Source organism: Candidatus Chloroploca mongolica, from assembly GCF_004762035.2.
Classification (GTDB): Bacteria; Chloroflexota; Chloroflexia; order Chloroflexales; family Chloroflexaceae; genus Chloroploca; species Chloroploca mongolica.
In genome coordinates, this window is the sequence record NZ_SIJK02000005.1 from 28542 (window position 1) to 46629 (window position 18088).

General features: G+C 60.6%; 10 protein-coding genes. 5 read left to right on the forward strand and 5 right to left on the reverse strand.

What is annotated here, in order from left to right; all coding sequences use genetic code 11:
* Positions 1-9: 9 nt before the first annotated feature.
* The 5 genes from EYB53_RS04155 to gmhB all read right to left on the reverse strand — a co-directional run bounded on the left by EYB53_RS04155 (position 10) and on the right by gmhB (position 8521).
* Positions 10-2481 carry a polyamine aminopropyltransferase gene (locus tag EYB53_RS04155; RefSeq protein WP_254150879.1) on the reverse strand — a complete coding sequence of 824 codons (2472 nt, stop codon included), beginning with the start codon at positions 2479-2481 and terminating at the stop codon, positions 10-12.
* Between the two features lie 21 nt (positions 2482-2502).
* Positions 2503-4512: a hypothetical protein gene (locus tag EYB53_RS04160; RefSeq protein WP_135476968.1), complete on the reverse strand. Its 2010-nt coding sequence runs from the start codon at positions 4510-4512 to the stop codon at positions 2503-2505.
* A 1-nt stretch (position 4513) separates the two neighbouring features.
* Positions 4514-6199 carry a polysaccharide biosynthesis tyrosine autokinase gene (locus EYB53_RS04165; protein ID WP_135476969.1) on the reverse strand — a complete coding sequence of 562 codons (1686 nt, stop codon included), beginning with the start codon at positions 6197-6199 and terminating at the stop codon, positions 4514-4516.
* 79 nt (positions 6200-6278) lie between these two features.
* Positions 6279-7850, reverse strand: a complete 1572-nt coding sequence (locus EYB53_RS04170; protein ID WP_135476970.1) for an HlyD family efflux transporter periplasmic adaptor subunit — start codon at positions 7848-7850, stop codon at positions 6279-6281.
* 53 nt (positions 7851-7903) lie between these two features.
* Positions 7904-8521, reverse strand: a complete 618-nt coding sequence (gene gmhB, locus EYB53_RS04175; protein ID WP_135476971.1) for a D-glycero-beta-D-manno-heptose 1,7-bisphosphate 7-phosphatase — start codon at positions 8519-8521, stop codon at positions 7904-7906.
* A 199-nt stretch (positions 8522-8720) separates the two neighbouring features.
* On the opposite strand from gmhB, the gene EYB53_RS04180 reads away from it, so the two are divergent.
* From EYB53_RS04180 to EYB53_RS04200, 5 genes are all read left to right on the forward strand, one after another.
* Positions 8721-9710, forward strand: a complete 990-nt coding sequence (locus tag EYB53_RS04180) for a GHMP family kinase ATP-binding protein (protein WP_135476972.1) — start codon at positions 8721-8723, stop codon at positions 9708-9710.
* Positions 9711-9792: 82 nt separating this feature from the next.
* Positions 9793-11457 (forward strand): DNRLRE domain-containing protein, encoded by a 1665-nt coding sequence (locus tag EYB53_RS04185; RefSeq protein ID WP_167857246.1) that lies wholly within the window; start codon positions 9793-9795, stop codon positions 11455-11457.
* Between the two features lie 231 nt (positions 11458-11688).
* A complete protein-coding gene (locus EYB53_RS04190) occupies positions 11689-15030 on the forward strand; it encodes a putative glycosyltransferase family protein (RefSeq protein WP_135476975.1) in 3342 nt (1113 codons plus the stop codon).
* Between the two features lie 44 nt (positions 15031-15074).
* Positions 15075-16328 carry a hypothetical protein gene (locus tag EYB53_RS04195; RefSeq protein WP_209949580.1) on the forward strand — a complete coding sequence of 418 codons (1254 nt, stop codon included), beginning with the start codon at positions 15075-15077 and terminating at the stop codon, positions 16326-16328.
* Between the two features lie 7 nt (positions 16329-16335).
* The gene (locus tag EYB53_RS04200) at positions 16336-18042 is read left to right on the forward strand and encodes a cellulase family glycosylhydrolase (RefSeq protein ID WP_135476977.1); all 1707 of its coding nucleotides are present in this window, start codon (positions 16336-16338) and stop codon (positions 18040-18042) included.
* Positions 18043-18088 lie beyond the last annotated feature (46 nt).

Consider the following 18088-nt stretch of genomic DNA (forward strand, 5'->3'; position numbering starts at 1 on the left):
CGGCCTTACTTAGTCAGCCGCCAGCCCTGGTATGGAGCCAGACTCGGCTGGCACGCGTCGTTCCATCGTCACTCGCCAGAGGGCCGGGGCAACGATGGCGGCGGCACCATAGCAGATCGCTCCACAGATCATCGCGACGGTAAACGAGCTTGCCATGCTGATGATGATTACCATCACTGACCCGAGTACCGAGAAGACCCCGTTGACCCCCCACGCCCACGGGGTCAACGCTGGGGCCTGAGCCCCCAGTTGGCGCAGTCCCGTCGGGAAGGGCATGCCCATCACCAGCGACAGCGGTGCAATGAGGATGACGCTCACGATGGCCCGCGTCAGGTCAGGCAGATAGAGCAGGGCGGCAAAGATCGTGGGTAGGGCGAGAATGTAGAGCCCAATCAGGCCGACAATCACGGCGAGCGCGATGCGTAGCTGCGCCGCTGTTTGCAAGATCTGTCGCCCGATCAGGCTGCCTAGGCCTGAAAAGACGAGCATGCTCGCAATCGTAATCGTGGTCGCATGAATAGGGTAGCCAATAAAGAGCGTAAAACGTTGAATGAGAATGATCTGGACAAAGATATAGCCCGCCCCCAACAGGCTAAAGTAGGTCAGCACTGGCATCGCGCCGGGCGTTCGTAGTCCGTCACGCTTGTACCGGATCAAGGGCAGCACAATAAAGAGTGCTGCCGTGATCAGGGCCATGCTAAACATCGTCAGGAGGATGAGATTGCCAATAGGGAAGCGGTTCAACCGGCCTTCATATGCGCTATTGAAGTGCAGGTTGCTCCATTTGAAATAGTTGTAGAAGAAGGGATTGTCGTCGGTGACCGGGTAGATATGGAACGTATAGGCTGCCTCATACGCGCGTGGATCGGGCGCGTAGAGGTAATCGGCAAAGGCCGTTGTCTGCCGCACAAACGGGTCGTGCAGCATGCCAAAGTTGTTGGCCTCGGCCCAGGTACGCAGTTCGGTGATGGCCTCTTGGGTAAAGGGCGACGGCGAGACGAGCAGCGTTGCATTGCCGCCCGCTTCGTTGGCGACAATGGCAATATGCGCGGCTGGCTCGGCCACGCCATTGCGCCGCAACGCTTCGGCGGCCAGCCCCGTCAAGCGTAGCATCTCGCGGGGTGGGCTATTGACATCACGGGTCCACGAAAAGACCCCGTTGGGCGTGAGTTGACCGAGGGCTTGCTCGACGGCATCCACGGTGTAGAGGTATGACTCGGCTAGTACGTAGGCACCACCCGAAAGTGCTGCCAGGTTATCAAGGCCAATGCCCTGAATGATGTCATACTTTTCGGTATTGCGCGTCAGGTAGCTCCGCCCTTCGGCAACAATCAATTCGGTACTCGGATGTTCGGCAATGCGCCCGGTGTAGTCGGCATATGGGCCTTTGAGCAACGATACGATCGTCGGGTTCAGTTCGATCGCGGTGATCTTCCGCGCATCATAGAGCCGCGCAAGCAGAATATCGAGACCGCCACCGACCCCGATCAGCAAGGCAGCTGGCTCTTCCAGGCCGATATAGTAGGGCGCACTGATGACGGCGTGATCGAGAAAGCGGAAGCGCTCGAGATCGGCATCGCTGCCGTCAAAGGCGTACATCCCTGTCATCGAAGTCCCGTCAATCGTCAGCAGTTTCAGCGGCAGATCCGGCTTGCGCTCGAGATCTTGCAGATAGACCGAGCCGACCGCGCCGACGATCATCGGTTCGCGAACGACAATTTCCGGCATGACATCAACGCGCCCTACAGGATCCCAGCGCGTGTATTCTGGCCCGGTCTCCTGCGCCTGCATTGCCCAGCCCAGTTCCTTCGAGCCGGGTACCGGCAACCGCAAGGGCGCGACGGTCGCAATGAGGGTTGTGATCACTAGGGCAACGACTAGTGCCGCCGGGGCAAGCCGTCGCCAGCGCGGGGCCGTTTCGCTCCCTAGGAATAACCCCGCCAGGGCGACAACGGCTGCCACCAGCGCAATGGTGCCAGGCCCGCTGAAGGTCTGGATCAGCACCAAAACGCCGATGGTGCTGATCCCTGCGCCAACCATATCGGCAAAGTAGAGCCGGTGCGCTTGCCCGACCCAGCGACTGAAAATTGCAGCAATCGTAAGTCCACCACTGAAAAAAGTTGCAAAAAGACAACTAAAATAAATACCGAGACCGACAATTGTCCAGGGCAACTGTCTTGCCCGCAGCGGATCAATGCCAACCAGGCTGATCGCAACAAGATTGACCAGGGTACACAGGCTAAAGATCACCGCAAGCAGACCAATGCGTCGTCCGATTGTGGCGTGATCCCACTGGCGCACGGCGAGAAACGTTCCGGCTGCGCCACCGCCAAGCATGGCGACACCAATGACTAGATAGGTGAAGTGGTGCCAGATCATCAATGAGAAGATGCGCGTAAACGTGATTTGCAAGGCCAGAACCGCGCCTGAAATAAGGGCCAGTCCGACGTAGCGCTGCCAGGCTGTAGATGAAGTACTCAACAGTGGTTCCCCCTCGGTATTTCACAGAGCTGATAGACTGTACCCTGCTTCAATGGTTGTGCGTCCATGGGGCACATAAAAACTGACATATTCGTGTCCGGCAAGGCGGCGACGATGCCACGGATGGGTCTCGCCATTGAGACGGATGCTGCTCAACTCGGCCCCGTTGTGTTGCTGGGGGAGCATCAGTTCAAGTGGGCCGGCTGGCTGGGGGGGAAGATCGAGGATCGCCTGCCAGCGGCCTGTTGCGGCTTGCCATTGCACCTGCTCGACCCTGGCCGCCATGCGTGCCTCGACAAAAGCCAGCCAGCGTTCTGCCGAAAGGGTTGCCACGCCAAGGTCGGTGGCAAAGTCAAGCGTCTCTTCAAACCATTGGCCCACATTCGCCGCCTTCTCACCACCAAGCAGGAAGGGGTCAATATGGCACTGTACCCCCAGGGCCGACGGGTACCGCCCGACACTCTCGGCGATCTGGTGCCGACTGAGGCTTGCGGCCATTGACCCATCAAGGCCCTGGTCGTAGCCAGTATCGAAGACATTCATCATGTGCTCGTCAACCAGGTGGGTGGCCTGTTGAAAGACATTGAGCAGCGTGCCATCCTGGTCAATAAAACGCATCGGCAGCCCGGTGCCGCCGAGGTAGCCTGAACGCCACGCGCCATCAGCGGTGCGGACGGTGCTCCCAATGTGGTAATGGTCGAGGTTCATGCGCAGCCCATACTGCGCCTGAACACGGGCATTCTCGACCCACCCGTGCCAGAGGATGCGATGGGTACGTACCGTCGGCGGGACTGGTCCATAGCCAAATTTCAGAAACTCATTCCAATAGGCGTTGTAGCCGTAGGCAAGGCCTTCTTCGACATACGGATGCATGCCAAATTCATGGCCCCGTTCGCGCCACGCCGCCAGGTGCCCTGGTGTGGGCAGAGGCTGATCGCGCTCGAGCAGCACCCCCATCACCGGCACATCGGCAGCCCACCACCGGGCCTTGCGGGTCATCCGTCCGAGCGTACTCGCCGGCGGGGGGGTGTAATAGACCGACATCGTGCCGCCCCGTTGCTCAACGCGGGCGAGCACTTCCTCGACATAATTGGCCGTACTGCCGTGGGCATCGCCTGTCGTCACCAGCACGCTCGGCGTTCCACCAGGAAAATACCAGAGCCTCGGCAGCGGCACGGTCGCACGGCTGAGTTCCAGCAGCATATTCGCGAGCAACCGCTGTTGTTCGTCAGCCTGCGGCACATGGATGCGCTCAACATCAATCCAATCCACAAACATATCAACGGCACGCACCCCTGGAATGTTATCCCGGTCGGTATCGGCCTCTTCGGGATTGCCCTGCCGTTGCAAGGCAATGCTGTGCGCCAGATCAAAGGCCCAGAGTGCCGCCCGGCCAGATCCAACATAATGCAGTGTGATCAGCGGTGCGCCTGTCTGACTACGGGCCAACTCTTGTGCCCCGGCCAGTTCGAGGCGATCGCTCGGGCTGTGGTACTGCAAGCGCCCAGTTTCAATCCCGGCGACGGCTGGTGCCCCGGGCACAACTTGGAGCGAGCCACGTGCTTCGACTGCGCCAAGGTGACGCACGCCAAAGACCTCGTCAAGCCGTGGATCAGGGCGCAAGGCCAGGAGCATGCCACCCTCAACGACATAGCGTCGCAGCAGCGCCGCTTCGTCAGTCGTGACCGGCCCGGCGCTCAAGACGACGAGCGCATATTGTTGCAATGCTGTGAGCGTAAGCTTTGTCACCTCAGCCTCTTGAAACGCAAACAATCCCTCGGCTCGTAGGATCTCGGCCAGATACCCAGCAAACGACGGCACGGCACGCGCGTTGCTAACCACCAACAGCGGGGCCGTCGCAGGCGCAGGCAGGGTGGTGGCCCCTGCGACAACGCCGTGTTCAGGCCCAAAGGGTGGCGGGGCCTGACGCGCCTCAAGCCCATAACCAATCCCGGCAGTACTCAGCCCAACGGCACCAGCGGCAAGCGTGCCAAGAAACTGGCGGCGTGTCAGAAGGGTGCGTTGCTTCACCTTAGCGGGCCTCAACATCGCCTGGTGGAGGCGTGACAATGACCCGATCATCATTGGCACGGGGTGGCTCAGCTTGAGTCTGCTCAATCTGGGCGTCAACCTGCCCGTCTTCCAACATTGGCGCGTTCTTGACCAAGGGCAGCCACGGGTACTGGGTCTGGGCCGGGTGGGCCAGCACCTCTTCGGTGAGCATCACGGCCCCGAGCAGCGTGGTCTGCCGCTTGCGCGTCAGGCGTGCTTTGCTCTCGGTAATGGCGCCACGATTGTCATAAGCAGGATTGAGGGTGAGTACCACCCCATCAACCAGCGGGGCAAGCAGGGCGGCATCAACGCTCGGCAAGGTTGATGGCCCATCAAAGATGACAATATCAGCGACTCGCTTCAAATGCTCGACCAGTTCGCTCCACGGCAGTGATGGTGTCAGGGCGACCCCATCTGGCCCCACATTGTGTGCCAGCAAGAGCACATTCTTGAGCATGGTTGGGTACATCCGCGACCAGATTTCGGGTTTGCCGTTGGTGTAGAGCGTGCCATTCGCTTCGGGATGATCACCAACGAGCATCCGGGTCAGGATGGGTTGTTCCATATCGGCATCAACGAGCAGGACACTATAGCCCGAGCGGGTAAAGAGTTGGGCCAGATCGATACTGAAGGCGCTTCGTGCGTCCGACGGAGTCGGGCTGGTGATCATCAAGCTACTGCTGCCCTGTTCCATCGCCGCGAGCACGATGTTGGTATGCGCTTCACGCATCGCGAGTTCACGTTGCCCGGCGCTGCCAGGCTTGAGCGTGATCAATGGGCGACGCCCTGGCACCAGACCAAGCGACGGCATCCCAAAGCGTGAACGTAGGTCACTCTTGCTGCGCCAGCGATCATCGAGCATATCGAGCAGCAAGGCCGCCAGAGCAGCCAGGATGAAACCACCCATACCAGCCATCGCGACTGTAAGCATGCGTTTATCGGGCAGCGGCTGGGTCGGTACACGCGCTTCTTCAAGCACCCTAAGCGTATTGGCGATACTCCCTTTTTCGATGAGGATCAGTTGATTGTAGGTATCCTGGGTACTCTCGCGGGTACGCTCCAACTCGTCGATACGATTACGCAACTCACGCAGATCAGCGGCCCCCGACGTGCGTGCCTGCATTGCCCGGGTCTCGTCGAGGGTCTCATCAATGCGTCCGAGATTCGCCTGCACCTGGGTGAGTTGTTCCTGGATCAACAGGCGCTGTGACGCCACTTTTTCGGGCGAGTTGGGACTGTACGCAATCAACTCATTTGCAACAGCCGTCGCCAGCGCTGCCGCCCGTTCCGGGCTGGTGTCGGTAATTGTAATGTTGAGCAAGCTTGCCCGATTATTCACCGAGGTCGTGAGCATATAGTTTGCGATGACCTGCCATTCAAAGGCGAGCCCCAGCTTTTCAGTGACCGGGCCGAGGATCGGTTCACGGCGGGCCATTTCGCTATAAAACATGGCCAGCGCGTTGCTCAACCCGATCAACTGGGCATCAGGCGTTGCCGAGGTCAGCGAGTCACCAATCATCAAGGTGGTCTGGGCGACATAATATTTCGGCTGGCGCGAGGCCATGACAAAGGCTACGCCCGCGGCAAGGACGGTCCCCAGCACGAGAACCCACCACCAGCGCAAAAGAACGCGTAGATATGTCCATAGATCATCGAACGTCAGCATTAAAATACGCCTTTTCTTTTTAAGAGGAGCCTGCTCCTAACCCCCAATGCGCTACCGTGATGAGGGGCGCAGCCCCTCATCACGGTAGCGCAACGGCCTCACCTTCACGTAGACCAGCACGTATTTCGATTCGTTCGTCGCTCACCGCACCGACCACAACATCAATGCGTTCTTCTGTCCCCGCGCCTACGCGGAGCACATAATCAGTTGCATCGCGGCGCAGCGCCTCGGGTGGCAACCAGAGCACATCCTGCTGCTCGCCGAAATCAAAAGTCACACTGGCGAGATCATCATTGCCAAGGTTGAGCTCGGGCGCGTTGTAGCTCACCGCTACCATTGAACCACCGCCAGCCATCGTCCCGGCTGAGGTCATCCGTACGGTGCCAGCAACCTGGCGTTCGGGATAGCGAGTAAACCTGATTTGCACGGGCATCCCCGAGGTGATCCGGTTCAGCGTGGCTTGATCAAGACTGCTGAGCGTCACTTCAAAGCCCGAGTTATCCATCAACCGGATGACCGGAATTTCAGCTTGTACCGGGAAACTTGCCATCGCTTCAACGGCCGTAATCGTGCCATCGAAAGGTGCATAGATGCGGCGGGTCTCAATGGCATTCTCAATCTCTTTCACCGCGAGTTGCGACGACGATAGCGCGACCACCAGGCGCGGGTCGGGGCGGGCATTCTGGCGTGCCGCATCAAGCTGAACGCCTGCCAGCCGGACGGCGCGCTCGGCCTCGGCTACTTGAAATGGATCAGGCCCGGCCACCAGTTGGTTCAGGGTGGCACGGGCGAGATCGACATCAGCCTGGGCCGACTGGAGCGCCGCAATTTCGTTGCCAAAGGCCGTGTCATAGTTGATTTGCGCCACCGCAACGGCACTCTCGGCGGCCCGCACACTTGCTTCGAGCTCACGCAGATCGGCCCCCGCAACGGTCGCGGGATTTTGTTCACTCTGGGCTACCAGTTCGGCATAGCGAACTTGCAGGCGCTCAAGCTCGGCCTTCGCATCGCTGAGTTCCCGCTCGGCGCGCGTCTTCTCGGCTGAGGCATCGTTGCGCGTGCGGGCGAGCGCCGCTTCGGCGCGTTCGACGCGCGCCCGGGCTTCACTTACCGCCTGGGCACTGGGTGGGGTTTGCAGTTCGCTCAGCGCAGCGCGGGCTTCTTCAAGCGCAAGTTCGGCCCGGCGCACTTCGATGCTCCCACCTTCATTGGCCCGGCTAATCGCCACGGCATCCTGCTCGGCCACGATCTGCGCCTGCCGCAACTGCTCTTGCAACGTGCCAAGGTCAAGCTCGGCGAGCAAAGTTCCTGCCGTGATACTCATCCCAGGATCGACATAAAGCCGACGAATCACCCCGCTTTGCCGAAACGCCAGTTCACGTTCCAGCACAGGGCTCACTTGCCCATTCAGTACGCGGATATCGCGGACGTTGCCGCGTTGCACGGCAACGGTACGTCCTTCATCCGTTGTCGTGACCACCGCTGTCGGTACAGGCGTGGTTGCCGTGATGTCAGTTGGCACAACGGTCGGCATGGTAAAAGGTTCCGGGGTAGGTGCGCCTACGATCTGTCCAATGCTACAGCCAGCCAGCGCTAGCCCCAGCAAGGGGATGCTCAACCCGCGGATCAGTTTCTGGCAAAACTCGTTCATCGCTCCACTCCGTCGAAGGTGTCAGGCCCTCGTTTTCAGGCACTTGACTATGTTTAGAGGCTTGGCTCGGTCTGGTTACGCCCAACCAGTGTAGGTACGTGCGCGTCGGTAGGACTCTGGAGCTGCGCTTGCTCGGCAATGATCCACCGGGCGGCAGCGAGGAGGTCGTCAACAACAAGATCCGGAAGGCAACGAGTATCCGGCTTCTCTGCAAGATCGACTGCCCCTCGTCCCGTTCGTACCATGATTGTTCGACATCCACAGGCTCGTGCCGCCGCGATATCGGTCAGCGCATCACCAATCATGATGGTCGTCTGCGGATCGATCTGATGGGCCTGAATCAGGCTCATGAGCATGCCAGGGGCCGGTTTGCGACAGGCGCACTCTTCGTCGGGACGGTGGGGGCAATAGCGAAGATCTTCTACTATGATGCCACATTTTTGCATGATCTGCCGCATACGTTGGTGAATCATCTCGACGGTTGCTGCGGTCACGATGCCACGATTGATGATGGCCTGGTTGGTCACCACAAAGAGCGTATACCCTGCGCGATTGAGCAAGTGCATCGCTTCAAGTGAACCTGGGAGAAACTGAAACTCGTCCCATGTCTTCACATGATCCGAACGGTTTTCGTTGATTACTCCATCCCGATCAAGGAAAATGGCACGCATCGCACTCCTCGCTAGGCTCATCGGCCTACTCAGGATAGTCGCCGCCTATAAAATGTGGCTAAATATCGTCTAAACACGGCTGACAATCTTGTCACAAGCGTGGGCAGAAGCTGTGCGCCCGCGTTTATCCTGATACAGTAGACTTGTATAGTGCGACGTTCGTTGTGGCCGGTGGCGTAAGCATGACAAAAGGAGCCGAATGATTATCTCGCGAACACCCTTGCGGATCAGTTTTGCCGGTGGTGGCAGTGACCTGGCGGCTTTTTATCGCCACGAGCCCGGGGCGGTGGTGAGCGTCAGTATCGACAAGTATATCTATATCAATGCGAATGCCAAGTTTGATCACCAGATCCGTGCTAGTTATTCCGTCACCGAAATTGTCAATTCGGTCGAAGAACTCCAACATGAGTTGATCCGTGAGGCTCTTAAGTTGACCGGTCGCGATCAGAGCATCGAGATAACCTCCATTTCCGATATCCCCTCGCAGGGCACGGGACTTGGCTCTTCCAGCACTTATACCGTTGGTCTGTTGAATGCCTTGCACGCCTTCTGCGGTCGTTTTGCGAGCGCCGAGCGTCTGGCGCGTGAAGCGTGTTATATTGAGATCGAACGTTGCGGTGCGCCTATCGGCAAGCAAGATCAGTATATTGCAGCCTATGGCGGTTTGCAATTTATTCAGTTCAATCCCGACGAGACGGTTTTTGTTGACCCTGTCATTTGTTCTGCAACAACCCGTGCGACGTTGCAAAACCGTCTGCTCATGCTCTATACTGGTCAGACCCGCCAGACGGCGACGGTGTTGACCGAGCAGCGCTCGAAGACCGAGCAGGATGCCCGCCAGCGCGAGAACCTTCGTCGCCTCGTCCGCCTGGCCCACGATCTGCGGGCGGTGCTGGTCGCAAATGATGTTGATGCCTTCGGTGAGATTCTGCACGAGGGCTGGATGCTGAAACGCCAACTGGCTTCGGGTATCTCGAATGACCGTATTGATGCCTGGTATGAACGTGGACGCGCTGCCGGGGCAATGGGAGGCAAGATCCTTGGCGCTGGCGGCGGTGGCTTTTTGCTCCTCTATGCCCCCGTTGAACGCCACGCGGCGATCCTTGCCGCCTTGCCCGAGTTACGGTGCGTGCCCATCCGTTTTGAACCACAGGGAAGCAAGATTATTTATGTGGAGGAGGAGTTGTAGCCGCAATGCATGCTGGTTGTGACGAAGCATGCCAGTTACGCTGGCATGCTTCGTCACAACCAGCATGTGGAGGAGGGAGCTTATGTTTCGTTCCCGGATCAGGGTGCTGTTGCTCATAGGCTGTTGTCTGAGTTTTAGTGCTGTGCTCGTCTTCGCGCAAGTCATTCCTTCCCACTTCCTCTTTTTACCCATTGTTGCTCAACCCGGCCCTTCACCCACAACCGTTGTCCCATCAAGAACCGCAACGTCAACGCCCGCTGCTACTGCGACGCCAACGCCTACCCGTGACCCGACAATGACGGTCACGGCGACTGGTACAGCAACGTCGACCGCAACGCCGACTACAACGAGCACGGCAACGTCGACGGCAACAAGCACGGCCACAAGTACCGCGACGGCCACAGCTACAAGCACGGCCACGCCCACCGCAACGAGCACAACGGTGCCGACCCCGCAACCTCGCTCGGCCTATCGCGTTCACGCGCCCTACCACGCCGTTCAGGATCTCAGTACCAAGTTTGGCGAAATGGCGCTCTTCTGGTTTGGGCAGGTGACGCCGTCGCAGAACTATACTGATGTGCGCATTAGCTCGAATGACCAGGAACTCTATGTCTATCTGGCGATCTTTGACCGCCGCCTTTGGTATAATCTCAATCCTTCCGTCGCCACATTGACTGATTGGGACGCGGCGACGCTCTATCTCGATCCTGGTACCGGCACTGGCTTGAGTGCCAATAGCTATCGGTTTACCGCGCAACTAAGCAATGGCGGCGGGGCGGCTTTTCAAGCCTCGGCCCGTGGCACTACAGGAGCCTGGGCTGCCGCTCCGGTCGCCTTCACGACCCTCCCTGGCTGGCGTGGTCAGGCGCTCAATGACAATAGCGATGACCGCGGCTGGGCGATGACCTTCCGCATTCCCTTTAGCAGCCTTGGTCTTGCCGGGCCACCTGCGCCTGGTACGGCCTGGCGGATGGCCGTTGAAGTGCATGATCGTGATGATCAAGCCGGTACGCCCATCCCTGTGCAGGTGTGGCCTCCGGCAGGCGTGACGACCAACCCGACCAGCTGGGGCGACCTTGTTTTTGGTGCACCAGGCTACACGTCCCCGCCGACAACGAACCAGACGACCTATACCCTTCGTCAGGGGCCGGGCCTGGTGGTGCAGGATGCCAGTGTTGGTGGCGGCACGACCTGTGGCGACGGCCTCGATTTCTGGACCGAGTGGGGCCAGGCGACTGATCCGCCCGAAAGCAGCCAGTTCAATGTTCAGAACCAGTCCGATATTGCCGACTGGCCCTGTTTTGCGAAATACTATGCGATCTTCCCGCTTGCCTCATTGCCGCCAGGCCAGGTTGTCGTTTCAGCCCAGTTGATCCTGCATCAATTTGGCAATTCGCAGCCCGAGGATGCCGAACCCTCGTTGATCCAGGCCTTTGTTGTCGGCGAAAATTGGCAAGCAGGGGCGTTGACCTGGAACAATGCGCCCCTGGCGCGTGAAAACATCGGCTCTGGCTGGGTTGATCCATTGCCCACTTTCCCAGGGTGGCCTGGCGTGTCACGCACGCTCGATGTGAGCGCAGGGGTGGCGCGGGCCTATGCGGAAGGTAGCCCCCTGCGCCTGGCGCTCTATTCGGCTGACAGCGCCTATCACAGCGGCAAATATTTTGTCTCAAGCAAAACCGGCGACTGGAATGCCGTCGCACGTCCGACGCTCATCATTACTCTGGGCACGCCAGTTGCTCCGTAAGCAACGCCGAAGGCAGCGCGAAGATAAAGCTTCCGGGAAGCTTGCGTGGTGGTGGCAGCATGCTCATCGGTGGTTCGGCACGTCGGTGCGCCATGACATCTTCGCGCAGAGCTTCCCGGAAGCTGTCGAAGATAGGATCGTAATTGCGTGGTAATGCAAACGATTTATACTGGGGAGGAGTTACAGTCGAAACATTTGTACGTACGACAGTAGTATTATCCACCATCACTTATGCGCTCGCTGCTGAACAATTACAACCCATACCTCTTCCTGGCGCTGGCGATTGCGTTTGCTTATCATGGTGCGCTGCTGCTCAGCGGCACGTACACCCATACGTACGACGCATTTGTCCATATCTTCTTTGCCGATCACTACGCTCGCGCCTGGTTTGACCATTGGGAACCGCGCTGGTATACGGGCTTCCCGATGACCAGCTACCCGCCCGGCTCGCAACAGTCGATTGCTCTGCTCTCGTCCTTTGTGGGCCTCAAGACCGGCTTTGTGATCGTGGCCCTCTTCGCGGTGCTGAATGTCACCCTTGGCATCTACCGCTTCTCGAGGATCTGGGTGAGCGAGGAGGCAGCCGGCTATGCCGCGCTAATCCTCGTCTTCGCCTCTTGCATTGCCGAGACGGTTCATGTCTTCGGTCAATTGCCAACGATGTTCTCGCTTGGCTTTCTGCTGAACGCCTTGCCGTTTGTGCAGCGCTGGCTCGACGAGGGCAAGATCCGCTGGCTGCTCACCGCCTGGCTGCTCAACGCAGCCACGACGGCGGGGCACCATGTGACCACGCTTTTTGGTGCCGTCTTTTTTGTGGCCCCGGTGATCGGGCTCTCGCTCGTGACAGCCTTTCGGACGCCGCTGCCCGACGAACCGCTAGCGCACCCAGGGCGGGTCACGTGGGCCAACCTGCGCCCCCTGGTTGTGCGTCGCGTGCGCCGCGTGCTGCCTGCCACCATGCGCGCTGCGGTCTATGGCCCGGGTCTGATCATCGCGCTTGTGTTCGTGGTGTTGCCCTATTGGCTCTGGAGCAGGGCCGACCCGATTACGCAGGTCTCGATTCCGCACGCCTCGCGTGACTCGTTCATCGTCAACACGAGTGCCGGCTTGGTCTTCTGGCTCATCCCGTATGGTCTCTCGCTTATAGCCTTGCCCTACGTCTTCTATAAGGGCATGACCACCCGCGCCTGGCCGATGACGCTCTCGCTCGCAGCTCTGGTCTTCCTTGGCACGGGTGGCACGACGCCTTTCCCGCGGATGTTGCTGGGCGGCGCGTTTGACGTGCTGACCCTCGACCGCTTCACCTTCTGGGCGACGATTACGATGATGCCCCTGCTCGGTGAGTTTGTGGTTAGCCTGCGCCACCGGGGGTTGGCAAGGTATCTGCGTGAGCAGTTCGGCACGATTACATGGCGCTTGCTCCAGGTGAGCCTGATCATCACCTATCTCAGCCTTTCGGCCTTTGTCGCCAACCTGACCCAGTTCCGGCGCTTCCAGCCCGATCCGATCGACTTTCAGCCTATTGTGACCTTCCTGGAAAAAGATGAGCACTGGCGCTGGCGCTATCTGACGCTGGGCTTCGGCGACCAGATGGCGTGGCTCTCGGCTCAAACGACGGCCAGTACGGTTGACGGCAACTATCACTCGGCCCGTCGCCTCCCCGAGTTGACCACCACCCCGGTCGAGCGACTGGAGGGCTCCAAGTACAGCGGGGTTCCCGGGATTGGCTCGCTCCAGCAGTTCCTGGCCGTGCCCGACAAGTACAACCTGAAGTTTGTCTTCTCGAATGACCAGTTTTACGACCCCCTGCTCTTTTTCTCAGGGTGGCATCGGCTCCAGCGCCTCGAGAATGGGATCATGGTCTGGGAGCGTGAGGATATCCCGCCGCTGCCCGAGGTGCTGCCCCGCAAGGAGATTCCGCTCTACCAGCGGGCAATGTGGGGGATCATCCCGCTGACTGCGATCATTGCGGCGCTCATTGCGTTCTCCTCGCCTATCTGGCTCCCTTATTTGCGCTGGCTGCTCAACCTGAACGAGGAAGGGGGCCTGCACACGCCCCTCCATCTACGCAGCAGGCTCTGGGGCACCATCACCTGGCCGTTCCGCCGTCTTCTGCTGCCTCTGCTGGGTGCGGTCTGGTCGCGGGTCGATCTCATCGGGCGGGCGCAGCGCATCTGGGCGTGGCTCGACGGGTACCTGCGCAGCTGGTCGGCGCTCCCCGCCACCGACGACTCGCCGGCGGTACCGTGGCAGGTGTGGCTTGACTGGGGCCAGCGCTTGCCGCACTTGCGGCCAGCCACGCCAACCGCGCATCATGTGCGCCTCGCCCTGCTGATGCTTATCGCCGTCACGAGTGTCGCCACCGCTGGGACGATCTACGTGCGCCAGGCCCGCACCCCGGTCGCCGTGGTTGAGCACTACTACGACGACCTGGACTTTCGCCGCTTTAGCAGCGCCTACGCACGCCTTGACCCGTTGACGCGGCCCGCCTACGATCAGTACCTGCTTGATCTCTCGGTTACAGGCGGCATGGTCGCCTCGTACGGCAAGCTCAACAGCGTCTATGTGCAGGTCGTCGCCGCTGATCCCGAGCGGGTGAGTGTGATCGCCGAGACCGACTGGGTCACCTCGCTCACAACCTACCCGACCCGTCAGCACCTCACCCTGGTTCTCCGTGACGGTCGCTGGTATATTCTGCTGGATCCCGTGGATACGACGGTGCCGCCAGAACCCTTCTTCCGGCGCGGCGAGATAGGCTGGGTTGCCACCAGTCGCCGCCGGATCGTGGATAAGCCGACGGCTTTCGCTGACATCCTCGACCGCCCCGAGATCCAGATCCTCTCGGCTCGCCTCGTCCGCTACGAGGGGCGCTATATGGTTGTCGGTGAGTTGATTAACAGCGACTCGGATCCCGCCGACGTGACGGTGACTGCGCTGCTACGTGACCCCGATGGCGTTGAGTTGACGCGCTACAACGCCCAGCAAGTGATGATGCACAAGCTCTTCCCCAAGGAGATGACGCCCTTCCGCGTTGACTTCGAGGGCGTCGCTGGGGCCGTGCTTAGCGATACCGTGGATTTGCAAACGTTCAAGCCTGACGCCTTCACGCCTCCCTTGCTCACCAGACCGCTCGGGTCGTTCGCCGTCTTCGCCAAGGCCGTTGTTACTCGCCACGACCTGAGCCGCAACCTGAGCGTGCAGAACCTGGCGATCGTGCAGACGGACGATGGGAGCTACCACCTCCGCGGGCAACTCTTCAACACCGGGACGGTCGAGGCGACGATTCCTCATGTGTTGCTGACCTATTACGATGACCAGAACCAGGTAGCCTGGGTTGATCACGTCTATATCCGTGACACGGTGCGCCCTCAGCGCGCCCAGCCGATCGATATTGTGCTGGCGGGTTATGGTGACGTCGAGGTCATAAGCGAGCAGAGCGGCCTCTTTGGGACAAACCTTGTGCCCGAGGTCAGCCTTGACACGCCCTGGCGCGAACGCCTCCCGCTCCCTGAGGCGACAGGCTTCGCCTCGTTGCGGGTGAGCGTCCATGCGTTCGAAGGGGGCGGTCTGTGAGCAGGCAAAAGGCAAACGATACAAGGCAAACCAGGGTGCCTACGATGGTGCGCGGCCTTGTGAGGACGATCCTCCTCTTCGTCATGCTGGTGTTGCTAACAGGTTGCACCGGGCGGGCGTCCGACGCTGAGCCACAACTGGCAGGTGCCCTGACGGTTCGCACTCCCGCTATCTTGCCGGCTGGCAAGCCTCTGACCGTTGTGGCCGAGCGGCTCGATGCGCCTGATGGTCTAGAGGCCCTGTTGCTGGCCCAGGGCAGCTATGGTCCGGTGCTCTACCGCGCTCGCTTTCAGGGCGGGCGGGCCGAGTTCCACCTGCCTGGTGAAGACACGCGGGTGGCTGGTCTGGTTGCACTCACGGCGCGTGCTGGTGCCGCCGAGGGCCACGCCGATCTGACGATCACCCCAGGTGAGGTCGTCGCCCCCCTGACCGCCCTGGTAGGCCCACGCACGATCATCGCCGACGGGGCGCACTGGGGTACCGCCGCCGTCATCCCCTTTGACAGTCATGGCAACCCTGTGGCCGCCGGTACACCGGTCGAGTTTTACCTTGTGCGGCCCAACGCCCGTACCGAGACTATCAGCACAACCGTCCAGCACCTCGTGGGGTGGGAACGGGTCTGGAGTGCCACCGTTGCGGGACGCACTACCGTCATCGTGCGTGTCGGCCAGGCGCACGGTCATGAGGCAAGCCTGACGGAGACGCCTGGGTGGCCGGTGCGGTTCGCGTTGAGCGCACCCCCCAGGGGCTTGCCCGCCGACGGTCGCCAACTCGTGGCGCTGCGTACCTCACCCATTGTCGATCGCTATGGCAACCAGATGCTTGATGGAACCCTGGTGACCTTTGTCGTCGAGGCACCCGATAGCACCCTCCGGCTCATTCCGGCCTATACGATCAACGGAGTAGCCGAGGCCTACCTCCAGTCGCCGGCCACGCCCGGAAGACTCACGGCCTACGCGACCCTCTACGGCGTCAAGAGCCTGCCGTTGCGGCTTGACTTCAAACCGGGCCTTGCCGTCGGCACCATCGCTGTGCGCGCCAGCGTCGATCAGAAGACCGGCATCGTCACGCTGGAAGCCGGACCACTCCTGGGTAATCTCGGCCAACTGGTTCCCGAAGGAACGGAGGTACGCTTCACTCTGGCGGGACCTGAGGGATGGACGCAGACCTTCACCGCAGCGACTGAGGACGGATGGGCTCGCCTCGAGTTGTGGCTGGCCGACCTTGTGCCCGGTTCATATCAGGTTGAGGTTACTGTCGGCGCGAACGTGGGGGAAACGCAGTTTACAGCACCGTAGGTAGGCTATGCGCAAGACTCATCTCAAGTTGATCATCTGGATCCTGCTCGCTATCCTGGCGACGGCAGGTTTCTGGGCTTCGGTGAGCGGCATCGCCAATCTGCTGGCCTATTTCCAGCGCGGGGCCGAGCCGGCCAGCGCACTCAACATCGTACCGAATGTGCCGCCCGACCTTCACGTCGCCCTGAGTTGGGACGCCGATGGTGACGACATTGGCCGCCCGATCGAGGCCTTCACGCGCAGCCAGGTCGAGGCGACCTACCTCCGGGCCTGGCTCCAGTGGAACCTCTCCTATATGAAAGGTGAGCCTCACGGGCTCACGACCTACTTCACGGGACCAGCGCGAAGCGAGATCAGCGCCGCAGTGCGTCGCGCCACCGCCGATGGGCTACGCATCGCGCAGACCAACACGGCCCACCGCCTCCAGTTGCACTTCTACAGCGCCGACGGCACGGTCGTCGCCTTCACTGACCACGATGTCCCAATTGCCCAGGTGATCCGCGCGCAATCCGGCACCATCCTGAGTGTTGGCGCGACTCGGGCCGACTACGACGTTGTCATGTTGCTCGAGGATGGTGAGTGGCGTATTCGCCATCTGGTGCGCCGCGCCGCCACTCCGCCGCCTGCGCTTCAGGTACCGCCGTGCCCCACCTGTGTCACCGCCAGCGGAACGGGTCTGGAGCTCGAGGGCGTGCCATTCCATGTCATGGGGATCAACTACTATCCTCAGGCCACTCCGTGGGATACGTTCTGGCCGCAATACAGCCCCGCCGTGATTGACCGCGACCTGAGCCGGATCAAGGGGTTGGGCCTGAACACGATCCGCATCTTCATCCCATACGAACAGTTCGGTGGCCCGCGGGTGGATCTCGTGATGCTCGACCGGCTCGGCGATCTGCTCGACCGTGCGCAGGCTCAGGATCTGAAGGTGATTGTCACCCTCTTCGACTTCCGCGCCGACTATGGCTTGCTCCAATGGGCCTCTGCTGACCGGCACCTTGAGGCGATCCTGCCTCGCTTTGCTACCCACCCTGCCATCTTGATGTGGGATCTCAAGAACGAGCCTGACCTGGACGACAAGGTTTCGGGTGCCCCCATTGTGGATGCGTGGCTGGCCCACACCGTCACGCTCGTACGGCGTCTGGCCCCGCATCACCTCGTGACAATCGGCTGGTCGAGTCCGATGGCCGCACGGCGCCTGGCCGACCAAGTCGACATCGTGCAGTTCCACTACTATGCGCCGGTCGTAGAATTTGCCCCCGCCTATGCCGCATTGCGCACCGAGGTTCCTGACCGGCCTGTGCTCCTCGGCGAGTTCGGCTTGCCGACCTGGAACAGCGTTTTCCCGCACGGCCACACCGAGGCCGAGCAGGCCGTCTACTACGCCGACCTGCTCACGGCAATGCGTGAGGTAGATGCCGTCGGCACTCTGGCCTGGACGCTGTACGATTTTACCCACGTACCCGCCACTGTCGCCGGGAGGTGGCCCTGGCAGACTGGCCCGCAGGCCCATATGGGCGTCATCAGGGCCGATGGGCGCGAGAAGCCTGCCGCAGCGCTGCTCGCACCGGGGGCCGTGCTTGATGTCCCGCCTGTGCCGGGATGGGCCCGCTGGCTGAAGCCCTTCTGGTTGCTGGTGGCAGGCGGCATTATCGCCGTCACAGCGGGGGGAGTGTGGTTGACCCGTCTTCACGCAAAGGCGCAAAGGCGCTAAGGTTTGATCCATACGCAGCTTTGCGTCATTTGTAAAAGTGGTTGTG